Raw genomic sequence first — 25,458 nt, 5'->3', positions numbered from 1 at the left:
CCATGAATCAATGGAAACTTAAAGAGATTGTTTTAATGTCGATTTTAGGTGTTGTTTTTGGGTTTATTTATTTAGCATTCTTTGGTGTTGGAAAAGTTCTATATGGCTTTTTTGCCCCGTTCGGACTTGCTGATATGGGTTATGAAATCATTTATGGCATTTGGTTTATTGTTTCAGTCATCGCCGCTTACATTATAAGAAAGCCTGGTGCGGCGTTTTTAGCTGAAATGGTTGCAGCATTAGTTGAAGTCCTAGCAGGGTCAACGACTGGACCTCAGTTATTAATCTCTGGTGCCATACAAGGTTTGGGGGCAGAGTTAGCATTCGCAGCGACAAGGTGGAAAGATTATCGCCTGCACATTTTAATGTTATCTGGTGTGGGTGCAGCTTGTTTAAGCTTTCCGTACCACTTCTTCGCAGGCGGGTTTGATGCTTATGAGAACTGGGTTGTAACCTTATTATTTGTCACTCGAATCATAAGCGCCATCATCATCACTGGCCTCTTAGGTAAATTCATTAGTGATCAGCTTGCGAAAACAGGTGTCCTTCAAGGCTACGCGTTAGGAAAAGAGATCAAGAAGCGAAAACGTGATGATCATGTCGCATAGCCCACTAATTACGCTCAAGAACTTCAGCTTCTCTTTTGAAGGACAAGAAAAACCAGTAATCAATAACCTTAGTTTGACCATTAATGAAGGTGATTCGATTTTATTAATAGGCGCAAGCGGTTCAGGTAAAAGTACGCTCGCGTTATGTTTAAATGGGTTATATCCTGATACTGTCGAGGGGTATGCTTCAGGCGATCTATATTTTCAAGAGACTCATCTTGATAAATTTAAAAAAGGGGAATTGAACCAACGAATAGGAATTGTGTTCCAAGACCCCGAAAGTCAATTTTGCATGATAAAAGTTGAAGATGAACTTGCTTTTACGTTAGAAAATTTATCAGTACCTCGAAACCAAATGATTCAAAAAATAGATGAAGTGCTTGAGCTTATAGGAATGACGGAATATAAACACAGTAACATCCATGAGTTATCTGGCGGGCAAAAGCAAAAAATTGCCTTAGCTGCCGTCTTATTAATGAAACCTGAACTATTAATTTTAGATGAACCAACGGCGAATCTCGACCCTGTTTCTAGTCTGGAGTTCGTAGGCTTAATCGGTGAACTCCAACAACAAATTAATATGAGCATTCTTGTTATTGAGCACCAAGCTGATGACTGGATTGACCTTATGAACCGAGTGATGGTTCTCAACCATAATGGTGAATTGATGGTAGACGATGAGCCTCAAAAAGTTTTTCGTGACTATATCACAACGTTAAAAGAAGAAGGATTATTTTTACCTAAAACATCCGATGATCTCTTTAATCAGAAACCACCGACTTCGTTTGTGCCAAATACACAGCCATGCCTATCAGTAAATGACTTGTCGTTCTTTAGAAAAAAGAAAAAGGTTCTAAATGGAATATCTTTTGACATTCGCTGCGGAGAACTTGTCGCCATCGTTGGTGAGAACGGGGCCGGGAAATCAACCTTACTTCAGTTAATGGCGAGACTGCTCAAGCCTGAGCGAGGCGATATGACGTTCTTAGATCTACCATTAGAAAACTGGAATGAAAGCGAACTTAGAAAACGAACGGGATTCGTTTTTCAAAATCCTGAGCATCAGTTCATCGCCGATACAGTCTATGATGAGTTAGCTTTCGGCATGAGGTTAAATGGGTTGTCTGAGAATAAAATTAAACATGTCGTTAACCGGTTATTAGAAACGTTTCAGCTAACAGATCATAAGTTTAGCAATCCTTTCTCTTTAAGTGGTGGTCAGAAACGTCGCTTAAGTGTTGCAACGATGTTAGATGAAAACCCTGATTTACTATTATTTGATGAACCAACGTTTGGTCAAGATGCATCGACTACACTTGAACTGATGAAACTAATCACTCAATTAAAACGGCAAGGAACTGCCGTTACAATGGTTACTCATGACATGGAGTTAGTAGACCAATATGCTGATCGGGTCATTGTGTTAGATCAAGGTGAGATTGCATTGGACGGTAAGCCTAATGACTTATGGAAGAATGATAACCTTCTAAAACAAGCCCGATTACGCAAGCCTTACCGGATCGAACGAAGCGAGGTGGTTACAATTGGTATCAACCATTAACCCAAGTATTAAAATCATTGCAATTGTGATCCCAGGACTCGTGCTTAGTTTAGCTTTTGATATATTAACACCACTTGTATTTTTGGTGTTTTTATTAGTAGTGACATTTCTGTTTTCAGGAATTAATTTGAAGAAGTGGTTTATGTTCTTCATACCCTTATCCTTGTTCTCTCTTGGATTAGCTTGGACATCGATGCTTCATACAGATGAAAAATATGCTGGAGGCGAGCTTCTAGTTCATTTTTGGTGGATTGAGATTACGACTGGCAGTTTACAAGTAGGGATTAGTCTGGCTTTAAGGTCGATGTGTTTCATTGCACTAACATTACTATTTGCATTAACAACCGACGCAACTAAACTAATGTTAAGTTTGATGCAACAATTGAAACTTCCACCCAAATTAACTTACGGGATATTGGCGGGATACAGATTTTTACCATTGTTTAAACATGAACTAGACCTGTTACGTCAAGCACATCAAGTTAGAGGTGTCAGTCGTACTAAAGGGGTAAAAGGACGTGTTCAGCGGCTTAAACGCTATATGATCCCGCTACTGGCTAACGCCATTCGAAAATCGGAACGTGTCGCCAATGCAATGGAATCAAAAGGTTTTACCGGCAGCCGAAACCGAACACATTATCATGATATAAGAGTTCAGAAACGAGATTGGGTGTTCCTTGCATCCATGGTCAGTGCACTAGCTCTAGCATTCTATCTTTCTTACACGTTAGGTTATCTAAATATATTTGGAAGAACCTTTTAAATGAAAAAACGCGTCCGCGGACGCGTTTTCCTTTTGATATCGGTCAGTTTTTGACTTATATCGGTCGGTTTTTGGATTTTATCGTTCAGTTCTTCAAAAATATCGGTCACTTTTTTGATTTTATCAGTCGGTTTTCTAAAAATATCAGTCAGTTTTTAAAATTTATCGGCCACTTTCTAAAGTCGACTTGCGTGCGACGACAGCCCAATGATAAGGTCCCGTCTGCACCCAACGAATGCTCTTAAAGTTAACGTTCCTAAGCATAGAATCTAGTTCACCAACTATTGGATAATCTTCTGTTGAGTACTAATTTGTCATCGTCCCTTGATGAAAAAACATCTGCCACTTGCCGTTGCATTGTCGCCAAATTGAGCTTCTTAATGAGTACTGCTCCGTCTGTTCATTAAATACTTTATAGGTTACATGTGCAACGTCATCTGCCAGTTGAGTCATGTCAAAGTTAGACAATTGATAGACAACATTTCTCTCGTGACTTTCTCCTTTAAATGCTGCTAATTGGTCTTCTTTATTATAAGTATTCCCTGACGACCCATATTCAAAAAAGTCATCAGCCAACAGGTCTTCAAAGTCTTCTTTTCGTTTTAATAATAACTGCTCTTCTAACCCTTTCAGATGATTTTCCAATTTTTCCATAGCTACTCCCCCACTACATTTATTAGATCACTAAGTTTATTTAAATCAACGTTACCTCCTGAACTAATACACACTACTTTATCCTTCTGCAAACCTAAATCACGATATAGCGCTACCGCTACGGTCGTTGCACTTGATGGTTCAATAATTTGTTTAATCCGCTCCATGACAAAGCGAATGGCATAACGAATTTCTTCTTCACTGACCAACACAAGGTCATCAAGGTATTTTTGCAGAATGGGAAATGTTAAGTCACCAGGTTGAGTTGTTCTTAATCCGTCCGCAATCGTTTGATCTGTTCCGTCGGCAGGTGTGACCACGCCTTTTTCCAAAGAAACTTGCGTATCGTTTCCAAGTTCAGGTTCAACCCCGATCACTCGAACACTAGGTTTCTTCTCTTTTATAGCTGTTAAGACACCTGAGCTTAATCCGCCTCCTCCAACAGGAACAATAACCGTATCAACTTCTTCTACTTGTTCTAAAATTTCTAATCCAACTGTGCCTTGACCTGCTATGATGTCAGGGTGATCATAGGGTGGTATAAACACTCCATCTAACTCCGTTGCAAGTTCCTTAGCCCGAGGAATTCTCTCGGCCGAGGTTGTTCCGCAGTATTCAATTGATCCATTATATTGTTTAATCGCGCTGACTTTACTTTCGCTCGCATCTGTCGGTACAACGATAGTTGCAGGAATTTCGAGTTGATTAGCAATGTAGGCAACAGCCTGACCATGATTGCCTGATGAAGCAGCTGTCACAAACTTAGCACCTTCTTCTTTTGCCTGAATAACCCGATTCGTTGCCCCTCGAATTTTAAAAGAACCCGTCGTCTGTAAATGCTCTGACTTAATAAATACTTGTGCGCCAACTTTTTCGGATAACTGACGTGATTTTAAAATGGGGGTTGTTTTAACTGTATCTACAATTCTACCTCGTGCTCTCAAAACATCCTCTAATTGAACCATCAACAGCACTCCCTACTTTTGAGTTAGTTTATAGTTTCCCTTTTTGAACATATTATGTCAACACTTCAACAAATCTGTGATGAAAGTCTTACAAAAGAGTTAACTCGGTTCAAATGTGGTATATGGTCTATATACAATAAAAGTGGAGCTTAAACATGAAGGTATGGAGTGATTGCTCATGATATATAAAAAATTATTGTATTTAATATTGATTGGAGGATTTTTCCTTCTTCTGACTGGTTGTAGCGAGTTAACAGTATTAGACCCTAAAGGTCCAGTTGGTCAAAACCAAAAAGACCTTATCGTTTATTCCCTTTGGTTTATGTTAGGAATTGTCGTAGTGGTCTTTGTTTTATTTGGATTTATGGTTATTAAATATCGTGATCGACCTGGTCGTGGCGACAAAGATTATAATCCAGAAATTCACGGGAATTTAAAAATTGAAATACTTTGGACAGCAATCCCGTTAATTATTGTGACGTTACTGTCCATACCAACTGTTGAGACATTATTTGATTTAGAAAAGCCACCTAAGTCATCAAGTGAACAAGAACCGCTTGTGATTCATGCGACATCAGCAGATTGGAAATGGTTCTTTAGTTATCCGGAACAAAATATCGAAACAGTCAATTATTTACACATACCAACTGACCGTGCAATCGAATTCCGACTAACTTCAGCGGATTCGATGGCTGCTTTATGGATCCCGGCCCTTGGTGGTCAAAAATATAATATGGCTGGTATGCAGACTGTTCTATACCTTCAAGCAGATGAAGTAGGCGTATACGATGGGCGAAACTCCAATTTTAATGGTGAGGGTTTCTCTCTTCAGACCTTCAAAGTACACGCTGAACCTGAAGAAGAGTTTAACAATTGGGTTAGTCAGATACAGAATGAAAAGCCTAAATTAACACAGGAGCAATATAATCAACTATTAAAACCGGGAATTACTGGAGAAATGGCTTTTTCTAATACCCACCTAGATTGGGTTGATCATAGCACAATGATGAATAGTGATTATTCAATCAATCGACATTTAGGTGCTTATGACAAACACCTTCATATTAAAAGTTTAACTGAATACGAGGAAGAAGGTGACGATGATGAGTCTTGATGAATTTTTCGTAACAGGTGAGCCATTAATCTATGCAGGCATGGTCGCTATAGTATTAGTGACTAGCGCCATTATCTTTCTACTAACCTATTTTAAAAGATGGGGCTGGTTATGGAGAGAATGGCTCACAACGGTTGATCATAAGAAAATTGGGATTATGTATATCTTAAGTGCACTTGCCATGCTGTTTCGCGGTGGTGTTGACGCCCTGATGATGCGCGTACAGCTGGCTTTTCCTGATTTAAACTTTCTAAACACTCAGCACTATAATGAGATTTTCACTACGCATGGAACGGTTATGATTATATTCATGGCTATGCCGTTTTTAATTGGCTTAATGAATATTATTGTCCCACTACAAATCGGTGCGCGAGACTTCGCCTTTCCTTATGTGAACGCACTTAGTTTTTGGTCGTTCTTTTTCGGGGCGTTACTCTTTAATATTTCGTTCGTCATTGGCGGGTCACCTGATGCAGGTTGGACCAGTTATACACCACTAGCTGGAGCAGCCATGAGTCCTGGTCCAGGGCAAAACTTCTATTTACTAGGTTTACAACTATCTGGGATTGGTACTCTTGCTACCGGAATCAACTTAATGGTTACGATTCTAAAAATGCGAGCACCTGGAATGAAGTTATTCCAAATGCCGATCTTTACTTGGTCGACATTAGTCACAACATTTATTATCATATTTGCATTTCCGATTTTGACGGTCGCTTTAGCTCTAATGACGATTGACCGAATCTTTGGTTCACAGTTCTTTACATTATCAGGTGAAGGACTGCCAATGATGTGGGCAAACCTCTTCTGGATGTGGGGGCACCCTGAGGTCTATATCGTTATTTTACCAGCGTTCGGAATTTTCTCTGAAGTTATTGCGACATTTGCGAAGAAGCAGTTATTTGGTTATAAAGCAATGGTCTGGTCCATGATTTTAATTGCTGGACTTAGTTTCTTAGTATGGGTTCACCACTTCTTTACGATGGGGGCTGGAGCCTTTGTCAACTCCGTGTTCTCAGTTTCAACAATGCTGATTGCTGTGCCAACTGGGGTTAAGATCTTTAACTGGCTTGGGACACTCTATAAATCTAAGATTCAGTTTACAACGCCAATGCTTTGGGCATTAGCCTTTATACCAAGCTTCGTCATTGGGGGTGTCACCGGCGTCATGCTCGGTATGGCAGCTGCTGACTACCAGTTTCATAATTCTTATTTCTTAATAGCACACTTCCACTATGTTTTAATTGCCGGAACCGTGTTTGCTTGTTTTGCTGGACTTGAATACTGGTATCCAAAAATGTTTAATCATAAACTGAATGAGAAATTTGGTAAGCTAAGTTTCTGGTTGTTTGTTATCGGCTTCCACGTTACCTTCTTCCCTCAGTATTTCTTAGGGCTAGATGGTATGCCGCGCCGGATCTTTGACACGGGGCCTGAATGGTTCACGTTAAACTTTATTTCGACCATTGGTGCATTTGGAATGGGATTAGGATTTGCCATTTTTGTCTTTAACATTTACTACAGTTATCGAAATAGTAAACGTGAAACGACTGGTGATTCTTGGGATGGTCGTACACTCGAATGGGCTACACCAACGCCTGTTCCACATTACAACTTTGCCACGGTGCCAACGATAAGCAGTCTAGATGCATTTACAGAAATGAAGAAACGAAATGAATCAACCTATGATGAATCGAAACTTGAGCCGATTCACATGCCGAATAACACTGGTCAGCCAATTATTATGATGGCTCTACTATTTATGTCCAGCTTTGCATTAGTTTTTGAATGGATTACGCTAGCTATTATTTTCTTAGTGGGCGTACTTGTCATGATGGTAGTAAGATCCTTTGATGACGATGACGGTCATCACGTTGAAGTCGACGAAATCAAAGAAACTGAACGTCAATTGAGGGGGTTATAACATGGAATCTAATGTAAAGAATGCCCCATTAGAATATCAAACAGAGCATAGTCAGATGAGTATTTTAGGTTTCTGGATTTTCTTGGCGGCTGAGGTTGTACTGTTCTCGACCTTATTCGCCACCTATGCTGTGTTATTCGGCCGAACTGCTGATGCACCGCTACCAAGTGAGCTGTTTGAAATAGATATCGTATTAATTATGACATTCCTGCTACTGACAAGTAGTTTCACGTGCGGGATTGCGATCCATCAAATGCGTCATGGATCAAAGAAAGGATTAATAACTTGGTTAATCATTACCCTTGTATTAGGGTTAGGGTTTCTAGGTTTTGAAATTTACGAGTTTGTTCATTACACTCACGAAGGAGCAACTCTACCATCGAGTGCCTATTGGTCTAGCTTTTATGTGCTAGCCGGTACACATGGCTTGCACGTAACGTTAGGTATTGGCTGGGCAATCTTGCTCTTGATTCAACTAGTTAAAAAAGGCATAACGAACGTCACGAGTCGAAAAGTGTTTATCATTAGCTTGTACTGGCACTTTCTTGACGTCATTTGGATTTTTATCTTTACAAGTGTCTACTTGATTGGGATGGTGGTTTAAATGTCAAACCAAACAAAAAGAATTCCAACACAGCATATCATTGGCTTTGTTTTATCACTCGTTTTAACGATTATTGCTGCATGGACGGCTGTAGGTTCAGATTTATCTACGAACTGGATCATTACCATCATTATGGCACTTGCCATTATCCAAGCAGGGATTCAGCTCGTCATGTTTATGCATATCGTTGAACCTGAAAGCCAAAACGGTCACATCCCTTGGAATATGATGTTCCATGGATTTGTCGCAGCTGCCATTGTCGTAGCAGGATCACTCTTTGTTATGGTTTATGGTTTCTAATTAAATTAAGAAAATCCTCATCTCAATAAATTTGAGATGAGGATTTTTTTATTCTGTATTCACCTTTTAATAACTTAAAGAAGTTTTTTCAGACGATTTAACTTCGCGAATAATAAACATGACCCATGCTACTTCAGCTAGAATAAAACTTAAATAAAATGACATCCAAGTTAGCGAGAGCATGCCAGGGTCTATCCCGATCAAGTGAGTGTTAATCGCATATACCCACATACCAAGGACTAATACGGTTTGCACACCTGCGAGCCATTTTTTATTTAATAGGTAGAACAAGTATGGCGCAACGCTTGCTAAGATCATAAACATTAATGCGATTCCCATATCAGGTCACCTCCGTCACGTGTTGTTACTATTATTGTAACAAAGCTTCCACATTTTTGACACAAAAAAGACATTTTTTTGTTAGTGCCATGTTTTTAACCTACCACTATCAACACTTATATGAAACTTGTCTTATTGCTTTTTAACTAATTGTGAAATTTTATAACGATTAATCATTGACATTTTATCTAATCCATCATATGATATTCAATAACAATTTAGAAACGGTTCGGCGTTGATGAAGAGGAGTACTTTTACGAATTACTTCAGAGAGCTAGTGGTTGGTGTGAACTAGCGTATGACGTAAAAGGAATGGACTTCTGAGCCTCTAGCCCAACGTAACGATTTGTTATTAGTATGGCTAGCGAATGTCTCATCGTTACAAGAGACACGTATTCAAGCAACTCGCTTCGATACGGCTAAAGTGGACTGCAATAGCAGTCAACAAAGGTGGCACCACGGGTTTCCCGTCCTTATTATAGGATGGGAAACCCTTTTTTATTGGTTAAAAGTCGAACCACAACTATATAACTTAAATCAACGAGTAAGAGGAGTAAGGCTCACGGATTCGTTACAGAGAGTTAGCATTTGGTGAGAGCTAGCACGATACGTGTTCCTGAATGGACTTACGAGAGGTGACCTGAACGTATGACAAGTATGGAAACCCGGCATTCCTCCGTTAACAGGATAGGGTATCGGAAGTAAGATTTCCCGTACCTGAATTGAGTGGAAAAGTTTATCCTTTTCAACTGAGGTGGCACCGCGAGTGAATCGTCCTCTGTAGACACATTTAACTGTGTTTGCAGGGGACTTTTTTTATGAGGAGGAAAGAAAATGGTTCGAATGAATTACAGAGTTATTGAAGGCGACACGCTAACACCTATCTCAATATTTTTAAAGCTAAAAGGGAAAAAGAAGTTTTTACTTGAAAGCTCATTAAAGCATGAAGATTCAGGACGTTATTCCATTATTGGGGCTGAACCTTTTTACGAAATGAAAACAGAATCATTTGATCATCTCGAACAATTATTACTACCTAATTTAGAGGTCTCTCTTGATATCCCATTTCCAGCTGGAGGGGTCGGTTATGTGGCATATGATGCAGTCAGGCAATTTGAATCAATCGGGCATACGCTTCCTGACCCATTAGATATGCCAGACATTCACTTGATGTTTTACGAAAAAGTCATTGTGTATGATCACTTATTTCAAAAGATCTACTTGGTTGCCATGGACCGCTGGATTACAAATGAACAAATAGATTTAACTACATCTTTAGATGAGATGGAGCACCAATTAACTCAAGGGAAGGAAGAATTAAGTGACTTCCACCTCTCCCCTTTTCGATCGAATATCGAACAAACAAATTATGAAGAAACTGTTAGAAAAATAAAGGAGCATATATTAGATGGCGACCTTTTTCAAGCCGTCTTGTCTCAGCGATTATCTGCTGACTATAAAGGAGATCCCTTCACTTTTTACCGGCAGCTTAGAAAAACAAATCCATCACCTTATATGTTTTACGTAGATTTTCAAGATTACATTGTCCTCGGAGCTTCACCGGAAAGCTTAATCAAGGTTCAAGATGAGGTCGTTAAGACAAACCCGATCGCAGGTACTCGTAAACGTGGTCAGACTTTAATAGAGGACCTTGATTTTGAGAAGGAGTTGTTAAGTGATGAAAAAGAAATTGCTGAACACCGGATGCTCGTTGATTTAGGAAGAAACGATTTGGGCAGAATTTGTCTTCCTGGAACGATTGAACTAACGAAATACATGGTCATCGAACGTTATCGCTACGTTATGCACATCGTCTCAGAAGTTTCAGGGAAGCTTGACCCAAATTATACACCGCTTCAAGCATTAAAAGCTTGTCTTCCGGCAGGTACTGTGAGCGGTGCACCAAAGATTAAAGCAATGCAAATTTTAAATCATTTAGAGACCATCAAACGTGGCGTGTACTCAGGCGCTGTTGGTTACATCAGTATAGACGGGAACATAGATTTCGCATTAGCGATTCGCACGATGGTGTTAAAAGATGGTAAGGCACATGTTCAAGCAGGTGCAGGTGTCGTCCACGATTCCATTCCTTCTAAAGAGTTCGATGAAACACTTAATAAAGCACGCGCTTTAATGGAGGTGAATACATGATCTTACTAATTGATAACTATGATTCGTTTACCTATAACCTGTTTCAGTACATCCGAGAGCTTAATGAGGAGGTCATTGTAAAACGAAATGATGCAATTACAGTTGAAGAGATTCAAAACTTGTCACCTAACGCCATAATCATTTCTCCTGGGCCAGGGAAACCGAACCAAGCAGGCATTAGCGTCGAAGTTGTAAAGACTTATTATCAAACTATACCAATTTTGGGTATTTGTTTAGGACATCAAGTGATCGGAGCTGCTTTTGGTGCTCATATTAAACGTGCTAAAGACGTCAAACATGGTAAAACATCATTAATTAGGCATAACGGCACTGGGCCATTTCAATATTTACCACAGCCTGTTGACGTCATGAGATATCACTCATTAGTCATTGATCCTGCTTCATTACCACCAAACATCAATAAACTAGCAGTGGCCATGGATGACGGTGAATTAATGGCTATCAAACATAAAGACTATCCCGTTTACGGCTTGCAATTTCATCCTGAATCCATTGGCACATTAGAAGGAAAACGAATGATTCATCAATTTATTAATTCAATTCGAAAGGAGCATGACCATGAAAGAATTATTACTCAAGCTAACTAATGGTCAAAAACTAACCAAAGGTGAAATGAGTCTCGTTGCGCAATCTTTGTTTGAAGAACGCACTTCAGATAGTGAAATTGCCTCTGTTTTAACAGCTTTAAGAGTTAGAGGAGAATCCGCAGAAGAGATTGCGGCTATTGTCGAAGTATTAAGAGAGAATGCGATGACGGTACATCCTCAAGCGTTTAACGTCATGGATAACTGCGGAACAGGCGGGGATGGTTCAAGCAGTTTTAATATCAGCACGACATCAGCTTTTGTATTAGCTGGTGCTGGTGCGAAAATTGCTAAACATGGTAATCGCAGTGTCTCCAGTAAAACAGGGAGTGCCGATGTATTAGAAGAATTAGGTATTGCACTTGATTTTACTGGTGATGAAGTTGAGGAATTACTTGAAACAAATGGAATCGCGTTTTTATTCGCACCATACGTACACCCTCGTTTGAAACGGATTATGAAAGTAAGAACAGACCTTGGTGTTCCGACTATTTTCAATTTTATTGGGCCACTGACTAATCCTGTTGAACTTCAGACACAGTTTCTCGGTGTGTATCGCCGAGACATGTTAATGAAAATGGCAGCTGTATTAAATCAATTAGGACGTTCCAGAAGCATTGTTGTGAATGGTGCAGGACATATGGATGAAGCCTCGCTTGCTGGCGAAAATCATTTAGTTTTACTCGATCAAGGTGAACTTATTCCGTTCACTCTAAAACCTGAGGAAGTCGGGCTTAGCACGTACCCTAATGAAGCCATTCGTGGTGGTGACGCTAAGGAAAATGCAGATATTTTGTTAAAAGTACTAAACGGTGAACCTGGGGCATATTTAGATACAGTTTTACTGAATGCAGGGCTTGGTTTATATTCATGCGGCATTGCTTCTAACATCAAGGATGGTGTTGAACGTGCTAGAGAAAGCATAGCATCAGGGCGTGCTTTAGAAAAATTGAATTACCTAAAAGAGTACAGCAAGTTAAGAAAGGAGGCCATGTCATCATGACCATTTTGGATCAGATATTAGAAAAGAAACAAGAAGAAGTTCGGATTTTAAAACAAATTGGTCTCAATTATGCAGAGGCAACTTCTGTTCATCATGCTTCATTATCCAAACATTTCCTAAATAGTAACCATCTATCTGTTATTGCCGAAATCAAACGGGCTTCTCCATCCAAAGGTAATATCAATGTAGGCATGACACCAAGTGAACAGGCTAAACTTTACGAGCTTGGCGGAGCGTCGGCAATCTCGGTTCTAACAGATCAGCCTTTTTTTAAAGGATCAATGGATGATTTAGCAAATGTTAGAGCATCTATTGAGCTTCCTATTTTAAATAAGGATTTTATTATTGAAGAAATTCAAATCGACCGAGCTAAGCTTACCGGGGCTAATGTGATTTTACTAATTGCAGCGGCTTTAGATTTAACTAGACTTAAAGACCTTCACCATTACGCTATACAAGCTGGACTGGAAGTATTACTAGAGGTTCATAATGAAAAAGAGCTTGAAATGGCACTTGAGGTCGGAGCTACAATTATCGGAATTAATAACCGCGACCTAAAAACATTCCAAGTTAACTTAGGGGTCACCGAAAAACTAGCTCGCAAAATTAAGGATCCAAATATCGTCATCATTAGTGAAAGTGGAATTAAAGGGCGTCAAGATGCCGAAAGGGTCGCGCAAGCTGGAGCGCACGGCATCCTCGTTGGTGAATCACTTATGATGAGCGATCATGTAGTCGATTCATTAAATGAACTTCGGGTAGAACGGGTTCATGTTTCGTAACCAATGATTTACTAGACACTTTTATGAATTTACTAGACAATATTAGACTTTTACTAGACAAAATCGAATTTTTACTAGACAATTTCAGGATTTTACTAGACAAAATTGAACTTTTACTAGAAGATTTTCCGATTTACTAGACAAAGGAGGCTTCGCATGACTCAGGTTAAAATTTGCGGTATTAAAAAGCTAAATGACGCAATGTTCGCAGCAAATGCTGGAGCAGACGCGATAGGATTTGTTTTTGCGGAAAGTAAACGACGGATGTCCATTGAACAAGCGGCAAACATTGCTATGAACATACCAGATCATGTTAAGAAAATCGGCGTTTTCGTTAATCCGAGTCGAATAGAACTTGAAGAAACGTATCAACAAGTAGGGCTTGACTATGTACAGCTGCACGGGAATGAATCGCCTGAATTCTGTGAGTCTCTTTCCCTCCCTTTTATTAAAGCTCTACGAGTGAGTTCAGATAAAGATTTACGTGCCTTAAAAACGTACGAGAAAGCGAGTTACTTTTTACTAGACAGTGCAACTGGCCCCTATCAAGGTGGTAACGGAACGACGTTTGGCTGGGAACTATTAAAAGATCAAAAGATTAACCGAAGTAAATTAATCTTAGCTGGTGGTTTAAACGAAGATAATGTAAAAACAGCCATTAATCAATCCACTCCTGTTATGGTCGACGTTTCTAGCGGTGTAGAAACGAACGGTCAAAAGGATCCTATAAAAATTAAACAATTTATTCAAAACGTAAAGGAGCGATCAACATGCCATACGCACAACCTGTAAACGGACATTACGGTCCTTATGGTGGTAAATATATCCCTGAAACATTAATGGGAGCAGTGACAGAACTTGAGGAGGCTTATGATGAGGCGATTCAAGACCCTGCCTTTAATGAGCGTTTAAATGACTTACTGAAAGACTACGTTGGACGTGAAAATCCACTTTATTTTGCGAGAAACTTAACTAAAAAGCTTGGCGGGGCCAAAATTTATTTTAAACGTGAAGACTTAAATCATACTGGAGCTCACAAAATCAATAATACCATTGGGCAGGCCCTTTTAGCTGAACGAATGGGCAAGAAAAAAGTCGTTGCTGAAACAGGTGCCGGCCAGCACGGAGTTGCCACTGCAACCGTGTGCGCTCTACTTAACTTAGAATGCATAATCTTCATGGGTGCAGAAGACATTCGCCGCCAGAAGTTAAATGTATTTAGAATGGAACTTCTTGGTGCCCGTGTTGAAAGCGTGGATCAAGGCAGCGCAACGCTTAAAGATGCGGTGAATGAAGCATTAAGGTACTGGGTCACAAACGTTGAGGATACGCACTACATTATGGGATCCGTTCTGGGCCCTCATCCATTCCCTAAAATGGTCCGTGATTTCCAGAGTATCATTGGCAAAGAAACGAAAACACAACTATTAGAAAAGGAACATAAGCTGCCTGATGCAGTGGTTGCTTGTGTTGGCGGAGGTAGTAATGCCATGGGAATGTTTTATCCTTTTATTGAAGACCATGACGTTAAATTATATGGAGTTGAAGCTGCTGGAAGTGGTGTAAATACTGAACGACACGCTGCAACGCTTACGAAAGGTTCAGTTGGGATATTGCATGGTTCGATGATGTATCTACTTCAAAGTGAAGCCGGGCAAATACAAGAAGCACACTCAATTTCGGCAGGATTGGATTATCCTGGAGTCGGTCCTGAACACAGCCATCTTAAAGATATTGAACGCGTCCAGTACTCTTCGGTAACCGATGAAGAAGCATTAGAGGCATTTCAGCTTTTGTCCAAAACTGAAGGGATCATCCCAGCTTTAGAAAGTTCACACGCTGTAGCTGAAGCTGTAAAAATCGCACAAACCATGTCCAAGGAAGAATCACTTGTCATTTGCTTGTCAGGACGTGGCGATAAAGATGTTGAATCTGTCAAAGATGCGTTAAATCAATAAACAGGAGGTTGTACAAATGCGTAATACGATCACTCACGGTCGTGAGTACCTTGAAACGACATTAAATCAAACATTATCTCAAGGAAATAAAATATTTGTTCCATACGTCATGGCAGGAGACGGAGGGCTAGACCAGCTTATACCAAATTTAAAATTCCTTAGTGAAGAAGGCGCTACTGCAATTGAACTAGGCATCCCATTTTCTGACCCAGTAGCTGACGGCCCAACCATCCAAGAGGCCGGAAAGCGAGCACTCGAACAAAACGTCACGTTAAAGTCAGTGATTGAATTGTTAAAACAAGAACGTTACCAAATCGATGCCCCGATTATTTTCATGACGTATATCAATCCAATATTTAAATACGGAATTGAGAACTTTATAAAAGACGCCCAAGAAGCAGGTGTAGACGGATTGATCATTCCAGATTTACCATTTGAGCAACAAGTATTAATCTCTAACCATTTAAATGAAGCAGGGATAGCTCTGATCCAACTTGTATCACTAACAAGTTCTAAGAAGCGCATTAAACAATTAGCAGAAGCGTCACAAGGCTTTACGTATGCGATTACTGTCAATGGCATCACAGGGGCGAGATCAAACTTTGCAAAAGACTTAGAGGCACACCTGAGCCAGCTTCAGGAATTTAGTTCAGCCCCTGTTTTAGCTGGGTTTGGTATCTCTTCACCCGAACATGTTGAACAAATGGGCAATATGGCAGACGGCGTCATCGTTGGTAGTAAAATCATCGAGCTTTTACAAGATAATGACACCGATTCAATCAAACGTTTGATTGAATCTTCTAAGGCAAAATGAGACTAAAGCCTATTTAATATAGCTCGATTCTTTTTCCAAAATGTGTTACCTTAAAGTTGATTAAACTTTAGGTGGCGAATATTATGAAAAAGTGGTTCATTATTGGTCTCATTGGGAGTATTATCATTTGGGGTTCTTATCAAATCTTTTTCGCACCAGATGATGACGTCACAGCTCTACAAGAAGAACCACAAGTTCCCCGTGTTACACAAGACATCGATACGTTAATCCAGCAAGCTATTTTAAATTACGAGAAAATCAAGTCTAATCATGATACCATTCGTACTGACCATGATCTTGTAGATGTTGAAGACGCTGAAGTTAAAAATTGGATTATTCATACACACATTCAGTCTGCCGTTATTAAGAACGAAGACTTAAAAGGCGTTGAACTAGTGAACCGAGCTATGGATTACAAACATAATAATGAAGCCATTATTGAATGGGCTAAAAATGAGCATGGAATTGAAGTTAAACAAAGTGAAATTGAAGGGTATATTGATACTCAGATAAAATATATTGAAAACGGGAAACAAGCTCATCCGTTCTTCACAAAAATAAGTGAAGCATTGGACTTAACCCAAAAAGAGTATTTATATGAATGGGAGTATGACCGATTTACTCAAAATCTAGTACAGGATAAACTCTTTAACTATTATAAGGAGAATCATCAACCACTAGAAGATGAGTCATTGGAAGAATACGAAAAACGCATTATATTATTAATGGAAGAAGATTTAAGACAGTATGATCAGAAGTAAAAATCCGCCACGGAGCGGATTTTTATCATGTTAGGGGATGGCATCATGGAGTTTATCCTAATTTATTTTATAGGAGTTCTGGCGACAACTCTAGGTACATTAGCTGGTGGGGGTGGTTTAATTAGCTTACCTTCTATGCTCGCGTTAGGAGTTCCCGTACATTCCGCAATTGGAGCAAATAAAGTCTCAAATACCATCAGCTCATTACAAGGGTTTCTGCTCGTTTATAGGCAAAAAGGAGTCACCATAAAAGAAGGGCTCAAGATCATTCCTATAAGTCTAGCTGGTGGTGTGACAGGCGGACTCATTGCTGCCTCCCTCACCCCAGACATGATGTATCAAGTGGCCTTAATACTACTTGTCGTTGCTTTTATTTTTTCGTTTATTGGAAAGTCAGACTTTACGGGCCAAGCGTCATTTTATGTAACAAAGGAAAGTACCCCGTTACTATACGGAATTGGAATTTACGACGGAATGTTTGGTCCAGGCCAAGGCACGCTTATGCTTTATTTGTTTTCATACTTGAATATCGCTTACTACCGAGCTGTCGGATTAATGCGTGTCGCGACATTTGCGAGTTGTTTTGGGGCAGCGATTAGTTACATCTCGACAGGTCAGATTATTTGGCCACTGACAATCGCTCTACTTCTGGGTTCTTTAACAGGCTCACAATTAGGCATTCGAATCGCAGGTAAACTCAAACCTCATCAAGTTAAGCCGCTATTAAGAATCGTAACTGCCGCCTTAATCATTCATATTTTTATAGATAATGTCATCATGTAGAAAAGCCGAGACTTACAAGCCTCGGCTTTTTATATGAGAGTTATTCGCTACTTTCAGCACACTTAGCATACACACATGTGTCTCTTAACTCAGTCCCATCAGGTGATCGGTCCTCGTTCTTTAAAATACCTTCTAATTCATACCCTAATCGTTCAGGAACTTGGCGTGATTTAGTGTTTTTAGAGTCACATAAAATTTCAATTCTTTGAAATCCCAACTCTTCTAAACCGTAATTCGTCAGACCCTCAACTGCTTCAGTCATATACCCTTTCCCGGAATAACGAGAATTAATCCAGAAACCTATTTGTGTTTTAGGAATATCCCATACCACATTATCAAAACTAACTACTCCAACTAGTACTTCAGTTTCTTTTTCAAAAATGATATAGCGAAAGCTTTCCTTTTTGAAGAACTTAGCAATTGCCTCTCTTAAATTCACTTCGGTATCCTCAACTTCAGGAACGGTTTGTGCAAAGTCTAACCATTCTTTAAGTTCAGGAAGTGAATAACGGATGGCGGAATTGACCTCAGGTCCATCACCTGGTTTTGGTGCTCGCAAAAATAATCTTTCAGTTTCAATAACACTATGAACATCTATTAGAATCGGATTGATATTTGTCTTCAGTTTTAACACTCCTTTCTTATTAACTGTTTCAACAATGCCTGTCCATTTCCTTTATTTTTAGGTATACTTTTTAAAAAGGAGGTTAACGAATGAGTGAATCTAATTTCACAGACATTTTTAATGAACTAAAGACATACCTTCAAAAATACGAAGACGAATTAGTTGTTGTCCATAACTATGATACGTCCTATTATTTAGATTCAGAGAAAGTCTTCCCCAGAAACAACAAACCTTACTTCTTCGGCTCAGTCTCGATTAAGAAAAACTATGTTAGCTACTATCTCATGCCCGTCTATATGTTTCCAGACCTCTTAGATACCATTACACCAAATCTAAAAGCTAGAATGCAAGGCAAATCATGTTTCAATTTCATTAAATTTGATGAGGAACTTTTTGCTGAACTAGAACATTTAACAGATGAATCATTTAAACGTTTTAAGAAAGAGAATTTAATTTAAAAGGGGGATGAACGGTGTCAGTTGATGATTTGCGAAAGGATTTATCCATTAGAGGGAAGAATGGAATAGGATTCTTGATGTCTGCATCAGTCATTTGGTCCATTATTACTGTCATTTTTCTATTAGACTTAAACATTAATACTCAAAACATTTACTTATTCTTTGCTACCGGGATTATGTTTCCTCTTGCGTTATTATTTTCAAAATTAATAAACGCAGATTGGAAAATCGAAAACAATCCACTTGCTAATTTAGGGCTAATTATGAACATAGCACAGTTCTCATATTTCCCTTTAGTATTTTGGGCATTTGCTAATGAACCTAGCATAATGATTATGGTTTTTGCGGTAATTACAGCAGCTCACTTATATCCTTATGGGTGGTTCTACGATGCAAAGGCTTACTATTTTTTAGCCCCCACTCTGTCAGTATTAGTTGTTCTATTTAATTTTGTTAAATTTCCTCTTTGGTCAATTTCATCAGCAATGATCGTAGGACTGTTAACTTTGATAAGCATTTTATTCTATAATTATAAAGTTAAACGGATGTCAGAAGACGAACAAAGTCACCAAAGTATTTCCATATAATAAAATAAAAAAGTAACCACCTATTTCTCTTTTAGGTGGTTACTTGACTTAGAAGCGAGTTGCCCCCCTTTATTAAAGGGCTTATTCGCTGATGACAAAAGAGTGACCGAACACTCATAGTCATCATATTATATGCTTATTTGAGAAAAATATACCTTAGATGCGTAATTTTGCATCCATATTCGCAAATCCTAGTTCTGTATCGACATGACCATACATACGTTCAATACTTATTTCTTTTCCGGACAACCATTGGTTAAAGTCAAATATAACTGGCTCCTGATCAGCTCCAAGTGTAAACCACACCTTCATATTATGCGGCAAATATAATGACGTATGAATCGTTCCTGCCCAGCTTTTATAATTATCCGCAAAAACTCCAGCTTCAGAATCATTGAAAAAGTTAAATGCATCATCTGGCTTCATCATTTCAGATTCATTTTTTAAAATTATATCTTTACGTTCCATGGAATCATTCAAATAGCGCCTGTTCTCTTCCGTTAAAATTTCAAAATGATTCGTGCAAACATTTGCTTCTCTTACCTCTACTCCTCGTGGACCCGCTTCAATAACGTATGTTGTTCCACTGCGGTCAAGAACGTTGTAACTAAACGCCCCTCTATGTGGAACAGATTTGACTAAATCGATTGCTTCACCTACTGTAGCACACGTCTCTAGAATCATACGCCCGACCATATAACATACAAACCCATCAGCTGTTTTCTTACGATGAGTAAAATTATATCCCATTACAAGCCCCTTTTCGTTCATCCCGTCCATTCGTCCTGTAATTCTAGAAGTAGGACCAATAACAGCATAGCCTTCATCTGTAGGTTCATACAAACAGAACATTCCATCATACGTAAACGGATGAAAGTCATAATTACGAACCATAAACTCATCCGTTGTAAAAATCGAACAGCCACTTTTATCGGGTTCAACCCGGTAGCCACCAAAATCACGCAGAACTTCCTTCATAGGTAGTCCTAGACCATCACGAAGTCCTTCCATCTCATCCCAAATAGCGGGAGCAAAGCGCTTGAATTGTTGTTTCGCTTCTACAACATCTATATCAAAACGTGGGCGCTTTAACTTCCACCCTTTTTGGCGATTCTTAACGATTAATGAGTCTTTTAATGTCTTACCAACTTTCAAACCAAAGTCATAATGTGAGCCTCTAAATTGAAAAATATCACTATGTATTTGTTTCATGGTTGATCATTCCCTTTATGTTTATACTTCAGATTAATTTTACCTTAACATCATTCAAAACAAAACTCATGAGCCCTCCCCTTTAAAACTTCACCTTATTATAGTAATGATGTATTAGTGTTAGAATCTAAATCTATTTACCTACCTTATAACGATAGAGGTTGATTACTGACAAATCCAGCACACTAGGATGATTAGACTATTTTAGTTAGATTGTCGAAACAATAGGTGTCATGCCCTATTAACAAGCCTTACCTCCTCCATTATACTTTGTTACAAGAATTTTCAAAATTTTCAAAGGGAGGAAAGTTAATGAAGAAGAAAAAACTTATTCTAGCAACGACGTTATCAAGTGTTTTAGCCTTTTCATCGTTCGCACCGACGACCTTTGCCCACGATGATCTCGACAATAGTGGTGCTGAGAAAAGCGAACGCACTGTCTTCACACCAGAACAACTTGAGCAATTAGGAGAACCATTATTAGATGGATCAAAGAACCTTAACTTTTTAACAGAAGTTGCAGCCGTTCAGACTGAAGAGATTTACGAAGGAGTCCAAAACAACACCGCAGATGTATATGCCCATAAAGGTTTTGCTTATGTAGGAACACATACAGCCAACGGTGGTAATGGTGGTGTGCGTGTGTTTGATCTTAAGGACCCTGAAAATCCAGTTGAAGTAGCAGCGTTTGCGCACGATGATGTACCAGGTACTTGGCACGAAAAAGTAATTGTTAAATCTATTAACACCCCTCACTTTAACGGTGATTTAGCTGTAGTAAGTGTACAGCAACTTGACCGAAATGCAGATACGACAGGCGGATTCCTTCTCTACGATGTGACAGACCCTTATAATCCTCAAAAATTAGGTTATTGGGAAGTTTATGGACAAACAAATGGAACTCATGAATTGTATTTAACACAGCAAGGTAATAAGGCTGTAGTCTTAACAGCTAATCCTTATGCTGATTATTATAGCCATGGTGAAGAGCATGATTTTCAAATCGTAGATGTATCTGATCCTACAAACCCAGAAACACTGTGGCAGTTTGATCCTCGTAGTTTACCAGAAGTATCTGAGGAATTTAACGGTTATCACTGGAATGCACCAGATGGTAAAACACGTCCAGTATTCGCCCACAGCGTAATGGCAGATCAAACAGGAAAATACGCATATGTTTCTATGTGGGATTTGGGTACCATTTTATTTGATATTAGCGACCCAGAAAACCCTGAATACCTGGGCCGTACATATTTCGCTTCCGATCAGCAAGGCTCTGCTCACTCCGCTACTTTAGCAAAGGGTGGAAACGTGTTAATCGAAACACGTGAAGTTTACGTACCAGTTCGTCCAGGATACGAACAATCCTATGGCTATACTAGAATATTTGATATTAGTGACAAATCAAATCCAGAACTGTTAAGTGAATTTAAAACGGATTTAGTAGACAATGTGGAAGATGGTGTAACGTTTGCTAATACCGTACACGACCCTAAAGTTCGCGGAAATACACTTTACTTATCTCACTATGCAGGAGGAGTTTATGCTGTTGATATAGCAGACCCTAGTGCACCAGTTCAGATTGGGCAATATACGCCTGATCAGTCCTTTGTTTGGGGTGTGTTTGTCGACAAAAATTACATTCTTGCTTCTGACATGGGCCAAGGGTTGAAAGTTTTAATGAAAAATAATAAGAAGTAAATTGATTAGAATTAGCCGCTCCCTCTACTAGGGGGCGGCTTTACTTTTTCATTGCCTTAAACAAATTGATAATTTGTGAGGTTGTAAACTTCAAATTCTGATAAGTTACCTCCCTGTCCATCGCTTCTCTTATAGTGATCGGTGATTGAATAATGGAGAAACATCCAGCAATTCCTGCATCATTCAGTTGAAGTTCATCCTGATTAACTGCGCCTGCTAGAGCGATGACCGGGATATTATAAGCTTTAGCTCTTTTTGCAACCCCCACAGGAACTTTTCCCATGCTCGTTTGACGATCTAACTTACCTTCACCTGTTATAACGAGGTCACAATCATCGAAGTATTGCTCAATATTAATCAAGTCTAAAATAAGTTCAACCCCCGATTCTAATGTTCCTTTTAAAAAACCAGAGAAGGCAGCACCTAATCCACCAGCTGCTCCGGACCCTGGTTCTGAATGAATATCAAGGTTCAATTCCTTTTCAACCACTTCTGCAAAATGCCGGAGCCCTCGGTCAAGTTCTTTCACTATTTCTTCTGTTGCGCCTTTTTGTGGTCCAAAGATATTTGCCGCACCATTTTCTCCGTACAATGGATTATTGACATCACATGCAACCTTAAATGTGCACTCTTTAATTAACGAATCGACCTTTAGAAGATCTATACGATTAATTTCTTCTAAAACCCGACCACCTAAGCTGGCTTCATTTCCGTTGTCATTATAAAACTTAGCTCCTAGTGCTTGTAGCATACCAACTCCAGCGTCGTTCGTAGCACTTCCACCAAGGCCAATGACAAAATGACGGCAGCCGTTGTCCATCGCATGTCTTATTAATTCACCCACTCCATACGTCGTCGTCAAAAGGGGATTTCTTTGCTCCTCTTGAACCAGTGGCAATCCGCATGCTTCAGCCACTTCTATGACAGCTGTCTTTCCGTCACCAGTTATTCCATATTTAGCATTAACTTTATTGTGAAGCGGACCCGTGACTTTGGTTTTAACATACTCACCTGAAGTTGCATGAACAACGGCATCAACTGTCCCTTCCCCGCCATCAGCTAATGGAAGAGACGTCACTTGAGCATCTGGATTTACGTCGTGAATTCCTTCCAGGATTGCCTGGCTCCCTTCAATGGAGGATATGCTACCTTTAAATGAATCCATAGCAATAACGATGTTCATCTTAACACCTCTTAAGCCTTAGCTTTTAATCGATTTATGATCTCATTTGTCACGTCCTGAGTTGAGTGGCTTCCTCCTAAATCCGAGGTAATGATTCTATTTTTCGTTGTTTCTTCAATGACGTCTAACAGTACTTGCCCCATTTCCTCTTCCCCGTGATGGTCTAGTAACATTTTCGCTGTCCAAATTTGACCTACTGGATTCGCGATTCCTTTACCAATAATGTCAGGGGCAGACCCATGAACCGGCTCAAACATAGAAGGATACTTACCGTTTACATTAATATTCCCCGCGGGAGCTACCCCAATACTGCCCATGATTCCAGCTCCTATATCTGACAGAATATCCCCAAATAAATTACTTGCGACGACAACATCAAATCGGCTCGGGTTGGTTACAAAAAAGGCAGCTAACGCATCAATATGCTGCTGATCTGTTTTAACATTAGGATATGATTCTGCAACATCTTTAAACACTTCATCCCAAAACGGCATCGAATACACAATTCCGTTAGACTTTGTTGCACTCGTTACACGCCCTTTGCGTTTTGAAGCCAAATCAAATGCAAAACGCATCGCGCGTTCTGTCGCTTTCCTTGAAAATACATTATTTTGAATCGCAATTTCATCTTCACCTCGGTAAATGCGGCCACCAACTGAACTGTATTCACCTTCACTATTTTCTCTCACAACCATAATATCAAAGTCATTAGGGTTAACTAATGGCGACTGAATTCCTGGTAACTGCTTAGCAGGACGAACATTAATCGTCTGTTCAAATTCGCGGCGAATTTTAATTAATAAGCCCCAAAGCGAAATATGATCCGGAACTAAGTTCGCATCTCCAACTGCTCCGAGAAAAATTGAATCAAAATCTGACAACCGCTTCATTCCATCCTCAGGCATCATCACACCATGTTCTAAATAATACTCACAACTATAAGGAAAATCTGTAAACTCAAATGTTAACCCTCCGTGTAATTCCGCAACTGTATGTAGTACATCAATGGCGGCTGGAACGACTTCCTTTCCAATTCCATCACCGGGAATGGAAGCTATTTTAAGCTTTTTCATCATTGTTCCTCCATTTCAAAGTCGACAGTCGACTGATTAAATTAAATATACATTATTTTCTGACTTTTATCAATGGCATTTGAAGCTTCGATATTTCTATTAATCTACTCTTCTAAGACCCTCAGTAGATGTTCGACATCATCATCTAAGTGTTTAATCATTTGTTCAGCAGCTCGTTCGGCTTCTCTATTCTTTATATAGGTGAAGATATCTTTATGCTGATCTAAAATCTTTTGAGCACGCTGTTCCCCTTTGAAATTCATAATGCGAAAATAGTGAATCAAACTATTCAAGTCATCAACTTGCTTTTGAAGTCTAGAATTCCGAGTAAACGTGACAATTAAATCATGAAATTGTTCATTTAAATTAATGATGACGTTCGAACCTTCATTGTTCGAGATGGCTTCCTCAGTTTTATTTAGCACTTCTTCAATTTGCCTAATTTCTAAATCTGTAGCAATTTGTGTCGTTAAGCGAACGGCGAATGATTCTAAAGCCTGTCTGCAGAAATAAACTTCTTTGACATCTTTTATTTTCGGTTCATAGACAACCACTTTAGAATTCTCAACAGTTAATAGCCCCTCTTTTTCTAAAATACGAATCGCTTCACGAATAGGGCTTTTACTCACTTGGTGCTCTCTAGCAAGTTGTGTTTCATTAATTCGATCTCCCGGTTGGTACTTTCCATCAAATATCATTTGTTTAATTAAATGATAAAACTGCACATAATATGGCACCTGTTTTTCTAACATATGGTTACCTCGCTTACCCCGTTATTAGTGTGTTTTCACTATATACAAAAATGTTAGATTTATCAAATAAAGGTTCTAATTAAAAATAATTCTCAATTAAGTGTTGACTCTCCACTTACTGGAGGGTTTAATATTAAACAGGAATGATAATCATTATCATTTAGTTAATATTTAACAG

The 25,458-nt window shown here is 39.2% G+C and carries 27 protein-coding genes and 2 other annotated features; of the genes, 19 read left to right on the top strand and 8 right to left on the bottom strand.

From position 1 onward, the window contains the following. Positions 1-2: 2 nt before the first annotated feature. The 3 genes from ACFSW4_RS03370 to ACFSW4_RS03360 are packed head-to-tail and all read left to right on the top strand — an operon-like array spanning position 3 to position 2,932. Positions 3-608, top strand: a complete 606-nt coding sequence (locus tag ACFSW4_RS03370) for an ECF transporter S component (protein ID WP_377327445.1) — start codon at positions 3-5, stop codon at positions 606-608. Then, the gene (locus tag ACFSW4_RS03365; protein ID WP_377327572.1) at positions 592-2,169 is read left to right on the top strand and encodes an ABC transporter ATP-binding protein; all 1,578 of its coding nucleotides are present in this window, start codon (positions 592-594) and stop codon (positions 2,167-2,169) included. The genes ACFSW4_RS03370 and ACFSW4_RS03365 overlap by 17 nt, the downstream gene beginning before the upstream one ends. Next, the gene (locus tag ACFSW4_RS03360; protein ID WP_377327443.1) at positions 2,153-2,932 is read left to right on the top strand and encodes an energy-coupling factor transporter transmembrane component T family protein; all 780 of its coding nucleotides are present in this window, start codon (positions 2,153-2,155) and stop codon (positions 2,930-2,932) included. The genes ACFSW4_RS03365 and ACFSW4_RS03360 overlap by 17 nt, the downstream gene beginning before the upstream one ends. 306 nt (positions 2,933-3,238) lie before the next feature. Here the strand turns inward: ACFSW4_RS03360 and ACFSW4_RS03355 are convergent, their stop codons facing one another. Both ACFSW4_RS03355 and ACFSW4_RS03350 read right to left on the bottom strand, forming a co-directional pair. Beyond that, entirely contained in the window at positions 3,239-3,586 is a 348-nt protein-coding gene (locus ACFSW4_RS03355; RefSeq protein WP_054752061.1) for a nuclear transport factor 2 family protein, read from the bottom strand. Positions 3,587-3,588: 2 nt separating this feature from the next. Beyond that, a complete protein-coding gene (locus ACFSW4_RS03350; RefSeq protein ID WP_054752064.1) occupies positions 3,589-4,551 on the bottom strand; it encodes a threonine ammonia-lyase in 963 nt (320 codons plus the stop codon). A gap of 172 nt (positions 4,552-4,723) precedes the next feature. Here ACFSW4_RS03350 and qoxA point away from each other — a divergent pair, with 172 nt between their 5' ends. From qoxA to qoxD, 4 genes are read left to right on the top strand one after another with little or no spacing between them, the layout of a single operon-like run. Further along, positions 4,724-5,665, top strand: coding sequence for a cytochrome aa3 quinol oxidase subunit II (gene qoxA / locus ACFSW4_RS03345; protein ID WP_377327441.1), 942 nt, complete (start codon positions 4,724-4,726; stop codon positions 5,663-5,665). Beyond that, positions 5,655-7,589 carry a cytochrome aa3 quinol oxidase subunit I gene (gene qoxB, locus ACFSW4_RS03340; protein WP_377327439.1) on the top strand — a complete coding sequence of 645 codons (1,935 nt, stop codon included), beginning with the start codon at positions 5,655-5,657 and terminating at the stop codon, positions 7,587-7,589. Before qoxA ends, qoxB begins: the two co-directional genes overlap by 11 nt. A gap of 1 nt (position 7,590) precedes the next feature. Beyond that, positions 7,591-8,193: a cytochrome aa3 quinol oxidase subunit III gene (qoxC, locus tag ACFSW4_RS03335; protein ID WP_054752068.1), complete on the top strand. Its 603-nt coding sequence runs from the start codon at positions 7,591-7,593 to the stop codon at positions 8,191-8,193. Further along, positions 8,194-8,493, top strand: coding sequence for a cytochrome aa3 quinol oxidase subunit IV (gene qoxD, locus ACFSW4_RS03330; RefSeq protein ID WP_377327436.1), 300 nt, complete (start codon positions 8,194-8,196; stop codon positions 8,491-8,493). It abuts the gene before it with no gap. A 66-nt stretch (positions 8,494-8,559) separates the two neighbouring features. Here qoxD and ACFSW4_RS03325 read toward each other — a convergent pair whose 3' ends face one another. Then, positions 8,560-8,832: a hypothetical protein gene (locus ACFSW4_RS03325; protein ID WP_377327434.1), complete on the bottom strand. Its 273-nt coding sequence runs from the start codon at positions 8,830-8,832 to the stop codon at positions 8,560-8,562. A gap of 226 nt (positions 8,833-9,058) precedes the next feature. Beyond that, positions 9,059-9,310: a binding site (T-box leader), on the top strand. Positions 9,311-9,363: 53 nt separating this feature from the next. Then, positions 9,364-9,614 (top strand) — a binding site (T-box leader). Positions 9,615-9,666: 52 nt separating this feature from the next. Here ACFSW4_RS03325 and trpE point away from each other — a divergent pair. The 9 genes from trpE to ACFSW4_RS03280 all read left to right on the top strand — a co-directional run bounded on the left by trpE (position 9,667) and on the right by ACFSW4_RS03280 (position 17,689). Further along, complete coding sequence (gene trpE / locus ACFSW4_RS03320; RefSeq protein ID WP_377327432.1) at positions 9,667-10,983, top strand: anthranilate synthase component I; 1,317 nt, start codon at positions 9,667-9,669, stop codon at positions 10,981-10,983. After that, the gene (locus ACFSW4_RS03315) at positions 10,980-11,591 is read left to right on the top strand and encodes an anthranilate synthase component II (protein WP_377327430.1); all 612 of its coding nucleotides are present in this window, start codon (positions 10,980-10,982) and stop codon (positions 11,589-11,591) included. Before trpE ends, ACFSW4_RS03315 begins: the two co-directional genes overlap by 4 nt. After that, positions 11,563-12,591, top strand: coding sequence for an anthranilate phosphoribosyltransferase (gene trpD, locus ACFSW4_RS03310; RefSeq protein ID WP_054752072.1), 1,029 nt, complete (start codon positions 11,563-11,565; stop codon positions 12,589-12,591). Before ACFSW4_RS03315 ends, trpD begins: the two co-directional genes overlap by 29 nt. Beyond that, positions 12,588-13,373 carry an indole-3-glycerol phosphate synthase TrpC gene (gene trpC, locus ACFSW4_RS03305; RefSeq protein ID WP_369404791.1) on the top strand — a complete coding sequence of 262 codons (786 nt, stop codon included), beginning with the start codon at positions 12,588-12,590 and terminating at the stop codon, positions 13,371-13,373. The genes trpD and trpC overlap by 4 nt, the downstream gene beginning before the upstream one ends. Before the next feature lie 156 nt (positions 13,374-13,529). Beyond that, positions 13,530-14,165, top strand: a complete 636-nt coding sequence (locus ACFSW4_RS03300) for a phosphoribosylanthranilate isomerase (protein WP_054752075.1) — start codon at positions 13,530-13,532, stop codon at positions 14,163-14,165. Continuing rightward, a complete protein-coding gene (gene trpB, locus ACFSW4_RS03295) occupies positions 14,144-15,331 on the top strand; it encodes a tryptophan synthase subunit beta (protein ID WP_377327427.1) in 1,188 nt (395 codons plus the stop codon). The genes ACFSW4_RS03300 and trpB overlap by 22 nt, the downstream gene beginning before the upstream one ends. A gap of 16 nt (positions 15,332-15,347) precedes the next feature. Beyond that, positions 15,348-16,145, top strand: coding sequence for a tryptophan synthase subunit alpha (gene trpA / locus ACFSW4_RS03290; RefSeq protein ID WP_054752078.1), 798 nt, complete (start codon positions 15,348-15,350; stop codon positions 16,143-16,145). A gap of 83 nt (positions 16,146-16,228) precedes the next feature. Next, positions 16,229-16,906: a hypothetical protein gene (locus tag ACFSW4_RS03285; RefSeq protein ID WP_054752080.1), complete on the top strand. Its 678-nt coding sequence runs from the start codon at positions 16,229-16,231 to the stop codon at positions 16,904-16,906. A 45-nt stretch (positions 16,907-16,951) separates the two neighbouring features. After that, positions 16,952-17,689, top strand: a complete 738-nt coding sequence (locus ACFSW4_RS03280; RefSeq protein WP_377327424.1) for a sulfite exporter TauE/SafE family protein — start codon at positions 16,952-16,954, stop codon at positions 17,687-17,689. 40 nt (positions 17,690-17,729) lie between these two features. Here ACFSW4_RS03280 and ACFSW4_RS03275 read toward each other — a convergent pair whose 3' ends face one another. After that, positions 17,730-18,302: a GNAT family N-acetyltransferase gene (locus ACFSW4_RS03275; RefSeq protein ID WP_377327570.1), complete on the bottom strand. Its 573-nt coding sequence runs from the start codon at positions 18,300-18,302 to the stop codon at positions 17,730-17,732. Between the two features lie 101 nt (positions 18,303-18,403). Here ACFSW4_RS03275 and ACFSW4_RS03270 point away from each other — a divergent pair, with 101 nt between their 5' ends. Next, positions 18,404-18,772, top strand: a complete 369-nt coding sequence (locus ACFSW4_RS03270) for a hypothetical protein (RefSeq protein ID WP_054752082.1) — start codon at positions 18,404-18,406, stop codon at positions 18,770-18,772. 14 nt (positions 18,773-18,786) lie between these two features. Then, positions 18,787-19,359, top strand: coding sequence for a DUF7010 family protein (locus ACFSW4_RS03265; RefSeq protein ID WP_377327422.1), 573 nt, complete (start codon positions 18,787-18,789; stop codon positions 19,357-19,359). 156 nt (positions 19,360-19,515) lie between these two features. On the opposite strand, the gene ACFSW4_RS03260 is transcribed toward ACFSW4_RS03265, so the two are convergent. Continuing rightward, entirely contained in the window at positions 19,516-20,571 is a 1,056-nt protein-coding gene (locus ACFSW4_RS03260; RefSeq protein WP_377327420.1) for a C45 family autoproteolytic acyltransferase/hydolase, read from the bottom strand. A gap of 312 nt (positions 20,572-20,883) precedes the next feature. On the opposite strand from ACFSW4_RS03260, the gene ACFSW4_RS03255 reads away from it, so the two are divergent. Then, complete coding sequence (locus tag ACFSW4_RS03255) at positions 20,884-22,272, top strand: LVIVD repeat-containing protein (protein WP_377327418.1); 1,389 nt, start codon at positions 20,884-20,886, stop codon at positions 22,270-22,272. Positions 22,273-22,312: 40 nt separating this feature from the next. Here ACFSW4_RS03255 and ACFSW4_RS03250 read toward each other — a convergent pair whose 3' ends face one another. The 3 genes from ACFSW4_RS03250 to ACFSW4_RS03240 form a co-directional block, all read right to left on the bottom strand. After that, the gene (locus ACFSW4_RS03250) at positions 22,313-23,455 is read right to left on the bottom strand and encodes a glycerate kinase family protein (RefSeq protein ID WP_054752087.1); all 1,143 of its coding nucleotides are present in this window, start codon (positions 23,453-23,455) and stop codon (positions 22,313-22,315) included. 11 nt (positions 23,456-23,466) lie between these two features. Then, positions 23,467-24,528, bottom strand: coding sequence for a tartrate dehydrogenase (locus ACFSW4_RS03245; RefSeq protein WP_054752089.1), 1,062 nt, complete (start codon positions 24,526-24,528; stop codon positions 23,467-23,469). A 104-nt stretch (positions 24,529-24,632) separates the two neighbouring features. Next, a complete protein-coding gene (locus tag ACFSW4_RS03240) occupies positions 24,633-25,280 on the bottom strand; it encodes a GntR family transcriptional regulator (RefSeq protein ID WP_377327415.1) in 648 nt (215 codons plus the stop codon). Between the last annotated feature and the right edge of the window lie 178 nt (positions 25,281-25,458).

The sequence above is a fragment of the Piscibacillus salipiscarius genome (assembly GCF_042685285.1).
GTDB classification, from domain to species: domain Bacteria; phylum Bacillota; class Bacilli; order Bacillales; family Alkalibacillaceae; genus Piscibacillus; species Piscibacillus salipiscarius.
This window is presented reverse-complemented; position numbering and strand designations above follow the sequence as displayed.

What these genes read in the sequence shown, in the direction of transcription:
- ACFSW4_RS03370 (WP_377327445.1), top strand. Translation starts at nt 3, where the DNA reads ATGAATCAATGGAAACTTAAAGAGATTGTTTTAATGTCGATTTTAGGT.
- ACFSW4_RS03365 (WP_377327572.1), top strand. Translation starts at nt 592, where the DNA reads ATGATCATGTCGCATAGCCCACTAATTACGCTCAAGAACTTCAGCTTC.
- ACFSW4_RS03355 (WP_054752061.1), bottom strand. Translation starts at nt 3,586, where the DNA reads ATGGAAAAATTGGAAAATCATCTGAAAGGGTTAGAAGAGCAGTTATTA.
- ACFSW4_RS03350 (WP_054752064.1), bottom strand. Translation starts at nt 4,551, where the DNA reads ATGGTTCAATTAGAGGATGTTTTGAGAGCACGAGGTAGAATTGTAGAT.
- qoxB (WP_377327439.1), top strand. Translation starts at nt 5,655, where the DNA reads ATGAGTCTTGATGAATTTTTCGTAACAGGTGAGCCATTAATCTATGCA.
- qoxC (WP_054752068.1), top strand. Translation starts at nt 7,591, where the DNA reads ATGGAATCTAATGTAAAGAATGCCCCATTAGAATATCAAACAGAGCAT.
- qoxD (WP_377327436.1), top strand. Translation starts at nt 8,194, where the DNA reads ATGTCAAACCAAACAAAAAGAATTCCAACACAGCATATCATTGGCTTT.
- ACFSW4_RS03325 (WP_377327434.1), bottom strand. Translation starts at nt 8,832, where the DNA reads ATGGGAATCGCATTAATGTTTATGATCTTAGCAAGCGTTGCGCCATAC.
- trpE (WP_377327432.1), top strand. Translation starts at nt 9,667, where the DNA reads ATGGTTCGAATGAATTACAGAGTTATTGAAGGCGACACGCTAACACCT.
- ACFSW4_RS03315 (WP_377327430.1), top strand. Translation starts at nt 10,980, where the DNA reads ATGATCTTACTAATTGATAACTATGATTCGTTTACCTATAACCTGTTT.
- trpD (WP_054752072.1), top strand. Translation starts at nt 11,563, where the DNA reads ATGAAAGAATTATTACTCAAGCTAACTAATGGTCAAAAACTAACCAAA.
- trpC (WP_369404791.1), top strand. Translation starts at nt 12,588, where the DNA reads ATGACCATTTTGGATCAGATATTAGAAAAGAAACAAGAAGAAGTTCGG.
- ACFSW4_RS03300 (WP_054752075.1), top strand. Translation starts at nt 13,530, where the DNA reads ATGACTCAGGTTAAAATTTGCGGTATTAAAAAGCTAAATGACGCAATG.
- trpB (WP_377327427.1), top strand. Translation starts at nt 14,144, where the DNA reads ATGCCATACGCACAACCTGTAAACGGACATTACGGTCCTTATGGTGGT.
- trpA (WP_054752078.1), top strand. Translation starts at nt 15,348, where the DNA reads ATGCGTAATACGATCACTCACGGTCGTGAGTACCTTGAAACGACATTA.
- ACFSW4_RS03285 (WP_054752080.1), top strand. Translation starts at nt 16,229, where the DNA reads ATGAAAAAGTGGTTCATTATTGGTCTCATTGGGAGTATTATCATTTGG.
- ACFSW4_RS03280 (WP_377327424.1), top strand. Translation starts at nt 16,952, where the DNA reads ATGGAGTTTATCCTAATTTATTTTATAGGAGTTCTGGCGACAACTCTA.
- ACFSW4_RS03270 (WP_054752082.1), top strand. Translation starts at nt 18,404, where the DNA reads ATGAGTGAATCTAATTTCACAGACATTTTTAATGAACTAAAGACATAC.
- ACFSW4_RS03260 (WP_377327420.1), bottom strand. Translation starts at nt 20,571, where the DNA reads ATGAAACAAATACATAGTGATATTTTTCAATTTAGAGGCTCACATTAT.
- ACFSW4_RS03255 (WP_377327418.1), top strand. Translation starts at nt 20,884, where the DNA reads ATGAAGAAGAAAAAACTTATTCTAGCAACGACGTTATCAAGTGTTTTA.
- ACFSW4_RS03250 (WP_054752087.1), bottom strand. Translation starts at nt 23,455, where the DNA reads ATGAACATCGTTATTGCTATGGATTCATTTAAAGGTAGCATATCCTCC.
- ACFSW4_RS03245 (WP_054752089.1), bottom strand. Translation starts at nt 24,528, where the DNA reads ATGAAAAAGCTTAAAATAGCTTCCATTCCCGGTGATGGAATTGGAAAG.
- ACFSW4_RS03240 (WP_377327415.1), bottom strand. Translation starts at nt 25,280, where the DNA reads ATGTTAGAAAAACAGGTGCCATATTATGTGCAGTTTTATCATTTAATT.